This is a genomic window from Curtobacterium sp. 179-B 9B NHS (genome assembly GCF_045370965.1).
GTDB lineage: Bacteria > Actinomycetota > Actinomycetes > Actinomycetales > Microbacteriaceae > Curtobacterium.
In genome coordinates this window covers 1-13,450 of record NZ_JBIQDQ010000003.1, presented here as the reverse complement: position 1 = coordinate 13,450, position 13,450 = coordinate 1, and the positions used below count along the sequence as shown (strand labels likewise).

At 72.5% G+C, this 13,450-nt stretch carries 14 protein-coding genes; 12 read left to right on the top strand and 2 right to left on the bottom strand.

Annotated elements, in window-relative coordinates:
* The first annotated feature begins 116 nt into the window (after positions 1 to 116).
* Genes ACH0A8_RS03605 through ACH0A8_RS03590 form a run of 4 tightly spaced genes read left to right on the top strand, consistent with a single transcriptional unit; the run spans position 117 to position 4,708 of the window.
* A complete protein-coding gene (locus ACH0A8_RS03605) occupies positions 117 to 1,037 on the top strand; it encodes a bacteriorhodopsin (protein WP_251160767.1) in 921 nt (306 codons plus the stop codon).
* On the top strand, positions 1,024 to 2,490 hold the full coding sequence (locus tag ACH0A8_RS03600) for a lycopene cyclase family protein (protein ID WP_406906541.1): 1,467 nt from the start codon (positions 1,024 to 1,026) through the stop codon (positions 2,488 to 2,490). Before ACH0A8_RS03605 ends, ACH0A8_RS03600 begins: the two co-directional genes overlap by 14 nt.
* On the top strand, positions 2,487 to 3,611 hold the full coding sequence (locus ACH0A8_RS03595) for a Brp/Blh family beta-carotene 15,15'-dioxygenase (RefSeq protein WP_406906539.1): 1,125 nt from the start codon (positions 2,487 to 2,489) through the stop codon (positions 3,609 to 3,611). The genes ACH0A8_RS03600 and ACH0A8_RS03595 overlap by 4 nt, the downstream gene beginning before the upstream one ends.
* The gene (locus ACH0A8_RS03590; RefSeq protein ID WP_209684795.1) at positions 3,608 to 4,708 is read left to right on the top strand and encodes an AI-2E family transporter; all 1,101 of its coding nucleotides are present in this window, start codon (positions 3,608 to 3,610) and stop codon (positions 4,706 to 4,708) included. Before ACH0A8_RS03595 ends, ACH0A8_RS03590 begins: the two co-directional genes overlap by 4 nt.
* A 45-nt stretch (positions 4,709 to 4,753) precedes the next feature.
* On the opposite strand, the gene ACH0A8_RS03585 is transcribed toward ACH0A8_RS03590, so the two are convergent.
* The gene (locus ACH0A8_RS03585; protein ID WP_209684796.1) at positions 4,754 to 5,737 is read right to left on the bottom strand and encodes a TerC family protein; all 984 of its coding nucleotides are present in this window, start codon (positions 5,735 to 5,737) and stop codon (positions 4,754 to 4,756) included.
* 75 nt (positions 5,738 to 5,812) lie between these two features.
* A complete protein-coding gene (locus ACH0A8_RS03580; RefSeq protein ID WP_271825857.1) occupies positions 5,813 to 6,265 on the bottom strand; it encodes a MarR family winged helix-turn-helix transcriptional regulator in 453 nt (150 codons plus the stop codon).
* Between the two features lie 164 nt (positions 6,266 to 6,429).
* On the opposite strand from ACH0A8_RS03580, the gene ACH0A8_RS03575 reads away from it, so the two are divergent.
* The 8 genes from ACH0A8_RS03575 to ACH0A8_RS03540 all read left to right on the top strand — a co-directional run bounded on the left by ACH0A8_RS03575 (position 6,430) and on the right by ACH0A8_RS03540 (position 13,394).
* A complete protein-coding gene (locus ACH0A8_RS03575; RefSeq protein WP_209684798.1) occupies positions 6,430 to 7,083 on the top strand; it encodes a hypothetical protein in 654 nt (217 codons plus the stop codon).
* A 294-nt stretch (positions 7,084 to 7,377) separates the two neighbouring features.
* Positions 7,378 to 8,259, top strand: coding sequence for a S26 family signal peptidase (locus ACH0A8_RS03570; protein WP_209684801.1), 882 nt, complete (start codon positions 7,378 to 7,380; stop codon positions 8,257 to 8,259).
* A complete protein-coding gene (locus ACH0A8_RS03565) occupies positions 8,256 to 9,107 on the top strand; it encodes a LamG domain-containing protein (protein ID WP_406906536.1) in 852 nt (283 codons plus the stop codon). Before ACH0A8_RS03570 ends, ACH0A8_RS03565 begins: the two co-directional genes overlap by 4 nt.
* A 142-nt stretch (positions 9,108 to 9,249) precedes the next feature.
* Positions 9,250 to 10,458, top strand: a complete 1,209-nt coding sequence (locus tag ACH0A8_RS03560; protein WP_209684804.1) for a sensor histidine kinase — start codon at positions 9,250 to 9,252, stop codon at positions 10,456 to 10,458.
* On the top strand, positions 10,446 to 11,108 hold the full coding sequence (locus ACH0A8_RS03555; RefSeq protein ID WP_209684806.1) for a response regulator transcription factor: 663 nt from the start codon (positions 10,446 to 10,448) through the stop codon (positions 11,106 to 11,108). Before ACH0A8_RS03560 ends, ACH0A8_RS03555 begins: the two co-directional genes overlap by 13 nt.
* Before the next feature lie 62 nt (positions 11,109 to 11,170).
* Positions 11,171 to 11,956, top strand: a complete 786-nt coding sequence (locus ACH0A8_RS03550; protein ID WP_406906533.1) for a DUF4097 family beta strand repeat-containing protein — start codon at positions 11,171 to 11,173, stop codon at positions 11,954 to 11,956.
* A 165-nt stretch (positions 11,957 to 12,121) separates the two neighbouring features.
* Positions 12,122 to 12,559: an ester cyclase gene (locus tag ACH0A8_RS03545; RefSeq protein ID WP_271825854.1), complete on the top strand. Its 438-nt coding sequence runs from the start codon at positions 12,122 to 12,124 to the stop codon at positions 12,557 to 12,559.
* Between the two features lie 79 nt (positions 12,560 to 12,638).
* Positions 12,639 to 13,394: a copper resistance protein CopC gene (locus tag ACH0A8_RS03540; protein WP_406906531.1), complete on the top strand. Its 756-nt coding sequence runs from the start codon at positions 12,639 to 12,641 to the stop codon at positions 13,392 to 13,394.
* Positions 13,395 to 13,450 lie beyond the last annotated feature (56 nt).

The window sequence follows — 13,450 nt, the reverse complement described above, 5'->3', positions numbered from 1 at the left end:
ACGGACGGTGCTGTACCCCATCCGCAGCCGGGCCTGGGAACCGCGACGGTTGCCCAGGAGCAAGTTTTCCTGGTCGGCGGCGTCCCGTCGGCCCTCGATCCCCCGGAAGGACCCCCATGTCGGATGCACTCGCTCCGTGGAACGCGACGCTGACGCTCGCGGAGCACACGCTCATCGTCTACGCACTCTCGGTCGCGGGACTCGCGCTCTTCGCGTTCTTCGTGAAGTCGTGGGTCTCGGTCAGCGAGGTCACCGGCCGGTACCGCAGCGGCGTGTACGCGGGGTTGTGCATCACCGGCATCGCGTTCCTGTCGTACGTCCTGCTCGTGCTCGAGTTCGCGATCGGCTACGACCGCAAGGGTGCGTCCTGGGTGCCGAACGCGAACGCGATCCTGTCCTGGGCGCCGCGCTACTTCGACTGGACCGTCACCGTGCCGCTGCTGGTGATCGAGCTCATCGCCGTCGCCACCCTCGCCGGTGCCGCGGCCCGTCGACTGCGTGCGGTGGGCATCGCCGCCGCGTTCCTGATGATCAGCACCGGCTTCGTCGGCGGCGTCGTCATCGACTCCGGCACGAACACGGGCGCGCTGTGGACCTGGGGCATCATCTCCGGCATCTTCATGGTGATTCTGTACGTCCTCGTCGTCTACGTCGTCGTCAAGGGGGGCCGTGACCTCAAGGGCACCCCCGCCGCCGCGACGCTGCGGAATGCCGGCATCCTGCTGATCATCACGTGGATGGCGTACCCGGTCGTCTTCGGCCTGCAGGGCTGGGGGCACGGGGGCGCGGTCATCACGTGGATGCAGATCATCCTGTCCGCGGCCGACATCGTCGCGAAGGTCGGCTTCGGCTCGATGATCCACAAGATCGCCAAGCTCCGCTCCGCCGAGGACGTCCGCACCGGCGTCGACACCCTCCCCGAGGCGCTCTGGATCTCGTCCGAGAAGCTCTCCGACGGCACGCTCCCGAACACCGCCACGGCGCACCACTCGCAGCACGCCACCGCCGCCCCCGGTGCGCAGCGTGCTCGTCGCTGACCCGACGGTCGCGACCAGCCAGGGGGTCGGAGCGCACGGCGTTCCGGCCCCCGGCCCCGTCCGTCCGGCACTGCCCGGCACCGTCGACGTCGCGATCGTCGGGGCCGGCTGTTCCGGCCTGGCCACCGCGATCCGGCTCGCCGAGGCCGAGGCCGAGGCCGAGACCGGGGCCGGGGCCGAGACCGGGGCCGGGGCCGGTGTCGGTGCTGGTGCCGAGGCCGGTTCCGCGGGCGCACCGACCGTCCTCGTGCTCGAGGGGCGCTCGACGCCCGACCCGCGCTCGTGGTGCTCGTGGGACGACGGCAGCGATCCCCTGCCGGAGGCGCGGTCGGCGAGCTGGGACCGGTGGGAGGTCCGCACGGACCACGGAACGAGCACCGGGACCGACCCCGCACACCCCTACGTGCTCGTCCGGGCCGCCGATCGTCGGGAGGCAGCCGAGCGACGGATCGCCGCGGGTGGCCACGACACCGCCGGGACCGTCCGCGTCGTCGGCGGTGCCCCCGTCTCGACGGTCGTGCGCACCGACGACGGGTGCGTCGTGACCTCCCGACTCGGGACGGTGCGCGCACGGCAGGTGCTCGACGCCCGTGGACCCCGGTGCCCGGACCACGTCGGAGCAGGCCGCGTGCTCCTGCACCAGCGGTTCGTCGGACACTGGGTCACCGCCGACCGACCCGTGTTCGACACGTCGACCGCGACGCTCATGGACTTCACCGGGCAGGACGCCGCCGGACCGGTCCGGTTCGTCTACGTCCTGCCGGTCTCCCCCACCGAGGCGCTCGTCGAGAGCACGGTCTTCACCCCGGACGCCGCCGACCCGTTCGACCACGAGGGCCACGTCGCCGGCTACGTCGGGCGACGGTGGGGGCTCCGTCCGGACGAGTGGCGCGTGGTCGACGAGGAACGCGGGTGCATCCCGATGACCGACGCACCCGCACGGCCCGACGCCCGGTGGTCGGCAGCGACCGCCGTCGTGGGGACGACCCGACCGAGCAGCGGCTACGGGTTCGCCCGCAGCAACCGGCACAGCGCCGTCGTCGCGCAGCACCTCGCCGCCGGGACCGCGGTGCCGCCGTTCGTCGACGGGTGGCGGACGCGCTTCCTCGACGCGGTGTTCCTGCGGTTCCTGCGGGACCGGCCGGAGCAGGCAGCGGAGGCGTTCCGGCGGCTCTTCGCGCTGCCCGGTCCCCTCGTCGTCCGGTTCCTGTCGGAGCGGTCGGGCCTGATCGACGAGCTGCGCATCGTCCTGGCGCTGCAGAAGCGCCCGTTCCTGGCGGCACTGGCGCGGACCGCCCGTGACGCGGTCGTCCGGACCCGGACGGACCGGGACACGATCGCCCAGACCCAGACCCAGACCCAGACCCAGACCCGGACCCGGACCCGGACCCGGACCCGGACCCGGACCCGGACGGACCGGGACACGGCCGTCCGGTCCGGGGGCCGATCGTGACCGCGGTGCCGGCGGGCGTCCTGCCCGACCGCGGGCTCGCAGCGCCGCCCGCGCTCCGCACCTGGGTCGCCGACCGCGTGCTCGCGCCGGTGACCGCGGTGCTCGCGCTCGTCGCACTCGCCTGCGCCGTCACGACGCTCAGCGGCGCTGCCGTCCCCGTGGCGGTGCAGCTCGTGCCCTTCGCGGTGAGCGTGCTGGTCTTCGGGCTCCCCCACGGCGCCCTCGACCACCTGGTCCCCGCGCGCCTGCGGCCGGGGACGAGCACCGCGCGGTCGGTCGTCACCGTCGTGGCGCTGTACCTCGTCGTCGGCGCGGCGACGGTCGCGCTCTGGACCACCGCACCGCTGCTCGGCTTCGCGGTGTTCGTCGGGATCACCTGGTTCCACTGGGGGCAGGGCGACCTGTTCGTCGACCGGCTGCTCGGCGACGGCGTGCCGGGTGCGCTCGGGTCCACCCTGACCGTGGCGGTGCGCGGAGCCCTGCCGATGACCGTGCCGTTCGTCGCGCAGCCGGGTGCCGCCGCGCACGTGGTCGTCGAGTCGGCGGCGGTGGTCGACGGCGGGCTCGACGGCGCCGTGCTCGTGGTGCCCGGCGCGGTCCGGCTCGCCGGCGCCGTCCTGGTCGCCGCGCTCGTCGTGCTGCACGTCGTGGTCGTCGCCCGTGCCGGCGGACCGCGCTGGCGGCAGGTCTCCGAGGACCTCGTGCTCGTCGCGTTCTTCGCCGTCGTACCGCCGGTGCTCGCGGTCGGCCTCTACTTCACGCTGTGGCACGCGGTCCGGCACATCCTGCGACTCGAGCTGACCGAGCCGACGAGCGCGGGACAGCTGCACCGCGGCCGGCTGCTCGCGCCGTTCCTCCGCTTCGCCCGCCAGGCGTGGCCGATCACCGCGATCGCGGTGGCGATGCTCGTGGCACTCGCCGCCGTGGTCCGCCGAGCCGACCTCGGCGTCTACCTGGTCCTCATCGCGGCGCTCACCACCCCGCACACCGTCGTCGTCACGTGGATGGACCACGTGCAGCGCACCTGGTCCCGACGCACACCGGACCACGTGGCGCACCCCCGTGCCGAGCGCTCGACCGATCGCCCGGCACCAGCACCCCGAACGAAGGACACCCCGTGACCACCACACCCGCTCCCCGCCCGTCCGGCCTGCGCACGGGCGCGGTGTTCGCCGGTCGCATCCTCGTCATCGCGGCGGCCGTCGGCCTGGTCGGGTGGATCGCCTTCACCCTGTCGAACGTCGTGGTGCCCCTGCTCATCGGGCTGGTCGTCGCCGCGCTGCTCGTGCCCTTCAGTGCCCTGCTGCAGCGTCACGGTGTCCCGGGGTGGCTCGCGATCGTCCTCGCGCTGCTGTCGCTCGTCGTCGGGATCGCCCTGCTCGTCTTCCTGGTCGTCTGGCGCGTCAGCGAGCAGCTCCCGAGCCTCGAGGACCGCACGGTGGCGCTCATCGGTACCGTGCAGGACCTGCTGCGGCACCCACCGTTCGGCCTGCCGTCGGTCGACCTCGACACGCTCTCGACGGACGCCAGGACCTTCGTCGAGCAGCACGCCGCCGAACTGCAGCAGGGCGTCGTCGTCGCGGGCGCCACGCTCGTGCACCTCGGCGAAGGGCTCTTCATCGTGACCTTCGTGACGATCTTCGCGCTCACCGGCGGACGGCGGATGTGGGAGTGGGTCGTCTCGCTCTTCCCCCGGGCCGCGCAGCACCGGATCGGCGTCGCCGGCGAGGCCGGGTGGACGACCCTGACGCACTTCATCCGCGTGCAGGTCGTCATCGCGGCGACGGACGCGATCGGCATCGCACTCGGCGCGTTCCTGCTCGGGGTGCCGCTCGCCGGGCCGATCGGTGTCGTGGTGTTCGTCGGGGCGTTCATCCCGGTCGTCGGGGCCTTCGCCGCCGGGGCCGTCGCGGTGCTCCTGGCACTGCTGTTCAAGGGCTGGGTGGTCGCCCTGGTCATGCTCGGGGTCGTCGTGCTCGTGCAGCAGCTCGAGGGCCAGGTGCTGCACCCGTTCCTGACCGGGTCCGTCGTCGCCGTGCACCCGCTCGCGGTGCTGCTGGCGGTGATCGCCGGCACGACGATCGGCGGGATCGCCGGCGGGTTCTTCGCCGTACCGCTCGCCGCGACCGCGAACTCGATGATCCGGGCGGCCCGGCAGGACGACCCCGACGTCGAGATCGCCCTGCCGATCCCGCAGAGCGCCGAGCCCGCCGCCTGACGCGGCCGCAGGGTCAGCGCCGGCCGACCACCGCGGCCCGGACGGTCAGCGCCCGCTGACCACCGCGTCCCGTCGCATCCGGACGAGGCTCGCCCCCGTCGCGCCCGCCATCGCGACGAGGATCACCACCAGGGACACCCACGTCGGGATCTCCGGCGCCCACGAGAACCCCTCGCCCCCGTTGAGGAACGGCAGCTCGTTCTCGTGCAGGGCGTGCAGCACGAGCTTCACGCCGATGAACGCCAGGATGAGCGCGATCCCGTACTTCAGGTAGACCAGGCGCTCGAGCAGCCCGCCGAGCAGGAAGTACAGCTGCCGCAGACCCATCAGGGCGAACACGTTCGCGGTGAAGACGATGAACGCGCTCTCGGTGATGCCGAAGATCGCCGGGATCGAGTCGAGCGCGAACAGCAGGTCCGTCGTGCCGATCGCGATGAGCACGATGAGCAGCGGTGTGAAGTGCTTCGCGCCGTCCTGGGAGACGCGGAACTTCATGCCGTCGAACTCGTCCGTGATGCGCACCCGACGGCGCAGCAGGCGGACGAGGGCGCTGTCCTGCTGCTCCTCGTCGTCGTCCTCACGGAGCTGCTGGATCGCGGTCCAGATGAGCCACGCGCCGAACAGGTAGAAGATCCAGGTGAAGTCCTCGATGAGTTGCGCGCCGACCAGGATGAACACCCCGCGCAGGACCAGGGCGATGATGATGCCGAGCATCAGCACCTCCTGCTGGATCGCCTTCGGCACGCTGAACCGCGCCATGATGATGACGAAGACGAACAGGTTGTCGATGCTCAGGCTGTACTCGGTCAGCCAGCCGGCGACGAACTGCCCTGCGGCGTCCCCGCCGGCGAAGACGAGCATGAGCACCGCGAAGACGAGCGCGAGCCCCACGTAGACACCGACCCACGTGCCCGATTCGCGCAGGCTCGGGACGTGCGGTCGGCGGGCGACGATGAGCAGGTCGACGAGCAGGATCGCGACGAGCGCGATGATGGAGCCGACCTCGAAGACGACGGGGAGCTGGGGCATCGTTCCAGTCTGGGGCATGCGGACGGGAGGCGCGCGGCGGGCCCTCGCCGTGCCTCCCGTCCGTCGCGTCCCGGTTCAGTCCCCGCGGACGCCGATCGCGTCGGCCGCCTGCTCGTACAGGCTGGTTGCCAGGGAGTTCAGCACCTCGTGGAGCTCGCCGCCGTGCGCGCCGTCGACGGCGCGCAGCATCGCGCCGTAGCGCGCGCGGTAGTCGTCGACGACGGCGTCGCCAGCCGGGAGCAGGCGCAGCAGGGACCCCCGTCGGTCCGCGGGGTTGGGTGCGCGCTCGATCAGCCCGGCGGCCGTCATGCGGTCGATCATGTTCGTCACCGCACCCGAGGTCAGCCCGAGGTAGCCGGCGACCTCGGTGGGGGTCGAGTACCCGGTGTCGCTGACGAGCACGAGCGCGCGCAGGGCGTTCTCGTGGATGCCGGCTCGCGTGCTGAGCTGGCCGACCAGGCTCGTGTTCGCGCGGACGACCGCGGCGAACGCCGCCATCAGGTCGGCGTCGTCGGTGGAGGGGGCCACGGGACCTGCTTCCGTCGAAGGGGGGACACGGGGCGTCCCCCGCTCTGGGGTAAGTATACGAGTGGTCAAATTGGTGAACAACTGACTATCTTGATCATTGAAGCAAGTGAGCCCGAACCACTTGCTCCGACTGCCCGCACCACCACCGAACGATGAGGTACACCGTGTCCACCAAGCTCCGCACCTCCGCGATGAAGCGGATCCGTTTCGCCCCCGTGGCACTCCTCGCCGGCATCTTCGCCGCCGTCCTGCTGTCGCTCTCGCTCACCGGCACCCTCTCCGGGTTCGCCGCGAGCATCACCAACTCGAGCAACACCGCCGCGACCGGCACGCTGGTCATGCAGGAGCAGAACGCCGGCGCGACCGTCACCTGCCTCAGCACCGACGGTGGTTCGGTCTCCACGAACGCGGCGACCTGCTCCACCATCAACAAGTTCGGTGGCAGCACGACGATGACGCCCGGCAACACCGTCAACACCGCGATCTCGATCAAGAACACCGGTACCGCGAACGCCGCGACCTTCACGCTGACCCCGGGTGCGACCTGCACGCAGTCGGCCAACGGCACGCAGAACGGCACCGCGACCGACCTCTGCGCGAAGATGAACCTCGTCATCACCTCGGGCTCGACCACCGTCTTCAGCGGTACCCTCGCCAGCTTCAAGGGTGCGCCGGCCTCGTCCTTCACGATGCCCCAGGCCCCCGCCGCCGGCGCCACCGTGCCGTTCAACTTCGCGGTCACCCTCGACCCGTCGGCCGGCAACACGTACCAGGGCCTCGCAGCGTCCGTCCCGATGACCTGGACCTTCACCGCCTGACCCGCAGGGAGCGAGCCGGCGTGACGCCCTGATCCCGTCCCGCCGGCACGGTACCCCCCGCTCCCAGACCGAACTCCACAGACCGACGCCCCCCGACCGGCCTCCCCCCTTCCGGCCGGGTGACGTCACCCCCGGCGCAGTCCGACCGTCGTCCCCCCGTCCGGTCGGACGCGTCCACCCCGGCGGCGCTCGGACGTCCCCCCACGCCCGAGCGCCGCCCCCCTTCCCCACGCACTCCCCGCACCCGCACCACCCGCCGTCCCTCCGGGGCGGCCGACCCCACCGGAGCAGCAGATGAGCCAGACCGCAGCGATCCCGCTCAGCGGCACGCTCGACCGTCCGGTCCTGCGCGGCCGTGCCGTCAGCCGCTCCGAGACCGTCCTCGCCTGGACGGTCGCCGCGGTCGCCGCCGTGCTGCTGACCGCCGCGGTGCTGTTCCTGTCCGCCGGTGGTCGCTGGTTCGTCGTCGAGACGCCCTCGATGGGCGTGGCCGCCCCGGTCGGCACCCTCGTGCTCGACATGCCGGTCGACGTGGACACGCTCGCGGTCGGCGACGTCGTCTCGTTCGCGACCGATGCGAACCCCGGCGTCGTCTACACGCACCGCATCATCGGCATCGACGCGCAGGGCCTGCACACCCGCGGGGACATCAACGGTGCCACCGACCCGTGGACGCTCACGCAGCACGACGTCATCGGCGCACCGGTGCTCCTCGTGCCCCACCTCGGCTGGCTGTTCCGCGCCGCACCGATCCTGCTCGTCGGCACCCTGCTGATCTGGACGCTCACCAGCGCCTTCACCGACCGCGTGACCCGCACCTGCCTGCGCATCGCCGGTGGTGCCCTCACGACCTCGTACGCAGCCTTCGTCCTCAAGCCGTTCGTGAACGTGACCACGATCACGAACACCTCGAGCCCCGAGGGTGTCGAGGCGACCATCGTCTCCTCCGGGATGTTCCCCGTCCGCGTCGAGGCCCACGGCGGCACCACCGTGCACCTGGTCGACGGCCAGGTCGGACGCGTCGTCATCCACGAGCTCACGGCGAACGGGCACTACCAGCTGACCTCGAACATCCACCTCGACCCGGTCGGCTGGGCTGCGCTCGTCCTGGTCTGCCTCGTGCCGCTCGTGCTCTGCCTGGCCGTCGGCCGTGTCGAACCGGTGCGTGCCTCGTGAGGGCCCTTCGCCTCCGCGACGGCCGGGTCGTCGCCGCGCTGCTCGTCGTCGCCCTCGCCGTGGTCGTGCTGCTCAACCAGTTCGCCCCGACGCGGTCCGCGTACAGCGCGACCGTCGCGAACACCGGCAACACCGCGGCGACCGCGCCGTACTTCACCTGCGGTGCCGCAGCGCTGGCCGACGCCTCCGGCGCGCTGTTCGCCTACGACCTCGACGAGGCTGCCGGCGCGAAGACCGCGGCGGACTCGTCGGGCAAGGGCAACGCCGGCACCTACCAGGGGTCGATGACCACGACCGCGAACCCGGCAGCGTGCTCCCGCGACGGTGGTCCGGCGTACACGCTGAACGGGTCGACGAGCTTCGTCTCGACGCCGCGGGCCTACGCGAACCCGACGACCTTCAGCGAGGAGGTCTGGTTCCGCACCACGGTGGCCGGTGGACTGCTCATCGGCTTCGGCAGCAACCAGGTCGCCACCTCGGGGCAGCACGACCGGCAGATCTACGTCAACACCTCGGGGCAGCTCGTGTTCGGCTCGTACAACGGCACCACGCAGGTGATCACGTCCCCGAAGGCCGTCACCGACGGTGCGTGGCACCACGTCGTGTCGACGATGTCGCCGACGAACGGGATGCGCCTGTACCTGGACGGCACCCTCGTCGCGTCGAACACCGCGTTCAAGGCCCCGGAGAACTACACCGGGTACTTCCGCATCGGGTACGACACCATCAGCGGGTGGCCGGGGGCGCCGTCCAGGGAGTACTTCACCGGGTCGATGCGGTACGCCGCGGTCTACTCGACGGAGCTGTCCGCGACGCAGGTCGCGAACCACAACGCCGCCGGTCGCTGACCCACCGACACGGCGGACGGGAGGCGCGTGACGGGGTCGCCGCGCGCCTCCCGTCCGTCCGTGGGCGGGTGGGGGAAACCCCCACCCGATCGTGCGGTCACCACCGTCGAGCGGTGCTCGCGTCCGCCCCTACTGTGAAGCCGTGCAGAAAGCGATCGCCCTCTGGAGCTCCGCCGTGGACCTCCTCCTCGACGCGTTCCTCGGCCTCGTCTGGACCGTCCTCCTCGTCACGTTCCTCGCCACCTCGATCGGCAGCATCCCCGCCGCCGGGGTCGGGGTGCTCCTGCTGGTGGCCACGACCCTGACGGCCCGGTGGGCCGCCGAGCTCGAGCGCCGCCGCGCCGCGGCCCTCCGCGACGTCGAGATCCCACGGCCGATCCGCCGGACGACCCGCACGACCGGGCTCTGGCGTCCCGTGGTGCAGGCGTTCGTCGACCTCGCCGACCCGGTGACCTGGCGGGCGCTGGCGCACCACCTGGTGTCCACCGTCCTCGGGTGGGGGTTCCTCTCGCTCGTGACGCTCGCTCCGTTCATCGTGACGACGGCTCGATCCGGTCCCCTGCCGGGACTGCTCCCCGGTGGCACGGCCGGTGGTGTCACGGCGAGCGTGGTGCTCCTCGTGGTGACCGTGCTCTACGTGTGGGGCGCCGGCAGTCTCGACCGGGCGCTCGCACCGCTGCTCCTCGGCTCCAGCCGGACCGCGGCGCTGCAGGACCGCATCCACGCCCTCGCCGACGCCCGGCAGGGTGCGGTCGACGCCGCGACCACCGAACGACTCCGCATCGAGCGCGACCTGCACGACGGCGTCCAGCCCCGGCTCGTGGCGCTCGCGATGACCCTCGGCATGGCCCGGTCGCGCTTCGACAGCGACCCCGCGGCCACCCGGGAGCTCCTCGACCAGGCGCACCGCGACGCGAAGGACTCGATCACCGAGCTCCGACAGCTCGCCCGAGGCATCCACCCGGCGATCCTCACCGACCGGGGGCTCGACGCCGCGCTGTCCGCCGTGGCCGCACGCAACGCCGTCCCGACGACCGTCGACGTGGTGCTCACCGGTCGACCGCGGCCCGAGGTCGAGGCGGTCCTCTACTTCGCCGTCGCCGAGGCGTTGACGAACGTCGCGAAGCACTCCGGTGCCACGCGGTGCTCCGTCACCGTCGACCAGGTGCCCGGCGGTGTCCGGACCGTCGTGTGGGACGACGGGGTCGGTGGCGCCGGCACCGACGGTCACCCCGGCGGCGGACTGAGCGGGATGCGCGACCGCGTCCGCGCCGCCGGCGGCACCCTGCTGACCGAGAGCCCCGTCGGCGGCCCGACCCGAGTGACCGTGGAGCTCCCGTGCGCATCGTGATCGCCGAGGACGCCGTCCTCCTGCGGGCCGGACTCGTCCGCCTGCTGACCGACGCCGGGCACGAGGTGACGGCGGCCGTCGACACCGCTCCCGCCCTCCTCGACGCCGTCGCCGCCGACCGCCCCGACCTGGCGATCGTCGACGTACGGATGCCCCCGACCTCCACCGACGAGGGGGTGCGCGCCGCGGTCCTCATCCGCGCGCAGCACCCCGGGGTCGCGGTGCTCGTGCTCTCCCAGTACGTCGAGGAGCGCTACGCGGCCGACCTCATCACGAGCGACACCGCAGGACTCGGGTACCTGCTCAAGGACCGCGTGGTCGAGGTCGACGAGTTCCTCGGCGACGTCGCGCGGGTCGGTTCGGGTGGCACCGTGTTCGACCCCGAGGTGGTCGCGCAGATCCTCGCTCGCTCGCGCCGCACGGACGGCATCGACACCCTGTCCCCGCGGGAGCTCCAGGTCCTGCAGCTCATGGCCGAGGGTCGGTCGAACAGCGCGGTCGCCGCTGCGATGCACATCACCGAGAGCTCGGTCGAGAAGCACGTCTCCGCCGTGTTCACGAAGCTCGGCGTCCCGGCCGAGGGCACCGGCAACCGCCGCGTGCTCGCCGTGCTCCGCTACCTGTCCGAGGCCGCCGGCCGGGGACGCTGACCGCGCACCCGCCCCGCCCCGCCCGCCCACCCCGCACCAGCACCTGAAGGAACGAGATCCCCGTGACGACCACCGCCCCGCCCACCGACTCCACGCCCCCACCGGCTCCCCGACGTCCCCGCACCCTGCGGACCGTCCTGCTCGTGGTCGGCTCCGTGCTGCTCGTCGCACTGCTCGCCGTCGTCGTGGTGCAGTCCGTCGCCGCCAGCGACCGGCAGGACCACTCACGGACGAGTGCCGTCGACGAGTCCTTCGACCGCATCCGGATCGAGACCGGGGCAACCGACGTCCGCGTCGAGCGGGTCGACGTGAACCGCACGGAGGTCGTCTTCGTCGCCGGTGACACCCGACTCCGTGAACGGCACGCGGTCCGCGACGGGGTGCTCGACCTCACGGTGTCCGGTCCGGCGTGGAGCATCGTCGACCTCTCCGTCGGGGTCCGACAGGGCGCCCACCTGACCGTGCGGGTGCCGGAGGACGCCGCGGACGTCCCGGTCGAGGTCGACGCCACCGCCGGCGACGTGCTGCTCGCCGGCAGCTGGGGTGACGTCGCACTGACGAGCACCGCCGGTGACGTCACGCTCGACGGGCGGGCGGACGCCCTCGCCGTCGAGGCGACCTCGGGCGACGTGCAGCTCACCCTCGCTGCGGCGCCGCGGAGCATCACGGTCGAGACGACGTCGGGCGACCAGGTGGTCAGCCTGCCGGACGGCGACTACCGGATCACCGCCGAGGCCACCGTCGGCGACGTCGACAACGAGCTCGGTACCGACCCCGGTGCCGCGCAGCAGTACCGGTTCACGGCGGTGGCGGGCGACGTCGAGATCCAGCGCGGGACGGGCCGCTGACCGGTCGGCGGACGGACGGGAGGAGCGTGGCGGGGTCGCCACGCTCCTCCCGTCCGTCGCCACCGTCGTTCGCCGATCGGACAGCGTGTCCCTCGGACACCCGGGTCGTTCCGGGGTCTCCGGCGTAGCCAGGACCCTCACCGTCCGACCACGGGAGGAACCCACATGACCAAGGACGCGAACGCCGCCACGCAGGAGAAGCTCGGCGGGATCCTCGAGGCCCGCGACTGGGGTCGCATGCACGAGGCCTGGCACGAGGACGTCGTCGACCACGACCCCGCACCCGGGCAGGCGCCCGGACTCGCCGGCATCGTCGACTTCTGGACGGAGTTCACGACGGCGTTCCCCGACGTCACGCTCGAGGCCGACCCGCTGATCGTCACCGACGACTTCGTCACCGCGGTGTTCACGATCCACGGCACGCACACGGGTCCGTTCCAGGGGCACGAGCCGACCGGACGCTCGTTCACCGTCCGTGGCATCCAGGTGTCGAAGTTCGTCGACGGCAAGATCGCGGAGCGCTGGGGCTCGACCGACCAGCAGGGCATCGAGGAGCAGCTGCAGCTCGGCTCGTCCGACGTGCAGTTCGTCAGCAAGGGCTGACCGGGCCGCTCTGCCGGACGCCCCGGGTACGCTCGGGGCGTCCGGTACCAGCCGGGTCCGCCCTCGTCGAAAGGCACCCGTGCGTCTCCGAGCCCTCCTCGCCACCGTCCTCGTTGCAGCGCTCGCGCCCGTCCTGTTCGTCGCCGGGCCGGCATCGGCCCACGACGTGCTGGTCGCGTCCGACCCGGTGGCCGACGCGACGGTCGCGGGTGACCTGGACCGCATCACCCTGACCCTCTCCGAACCGCCGCTCAGCGGCCTGCAGACCGGCATCGTGATCAGCGTCACCGACGCAGAGGACGCCGAGCACACGTCCGGCGAGGTCACGGTCGAGGGCAACACCATCGGCAAGGACCTCGACATCTCCGAAGCGGGGTCGTACTCGGTGCGGTGGCGGAGCGTCTCCGTCGACGGGCACCCGATCTCCGGCGAGTACCGGTTCGCGTCGAGCGGCCCGGCAGCGCTCGACTCCTCGACGACCTCGGGCATCGCGGAGACGCCGACCCCGACCGCTGCTGCGTCCTCCGCAGCGCCGACCGCGACCGCGACGGCGGACGCCGCGTCCGGCACCTCCGACGAGGTGTCGGCCACCCAGGCGGCCGCCGCCCCGGTCGACCACCGACACCACACGATCCTGCTGCTGATCGTCGCGCTGGTCGTCGTCGTGTTCGCGGGCGTCGTCGGCGTCCGCGCCCTGCTGGCCCGTCGGAACGGTGTCCCCGCCGCGGGACCGGACGTCGAGGACGGCACCGCCGGGCCCGACTCCGGCGAGCACGGCACGGTCGGGCACGGCACGGTCGGACACGGCACGGACGAGGACGGCACACGGCGGTGACCCGGGCGGCGCAGGTCCCGTCGGCCGACGCTGCCCCCGCGCCGCACGCCCAGTAA

Bases quoted from the DNA above. Each gene is read 5' to 3' on its own strand.
- ACH0A8_RS03605 (WP_251160767.1), top strand. From the start codon at position 117: ATGTCGGATGCACTCGCTCCGTGGAACGCGACGCTGACGCTCGCGGAG.
- ACH0A8_RS03585 (WP_209684796.1), bottom strand. From the start codon at position 5,737: ATGCCCCAGCTCCCCGTCGTCTTCGAGGTCGGCTCCATCATCGCGCTC.
- ACH0A8_RS03570 (WP_209684801.1), top strand. From the start codon at position 7,378: ATGAGCCAGACCGCAGCGATCCCGCTCAGCGGCACGCTCGACCGTCCG.
- ACH0A8_RS03545 (WP_271825854.1), top strand. From the start codon at position 12,122: ATGACCAAGGACGCGAACGCCGCCACGCAGGAGAAGCTCGGCGGGATC.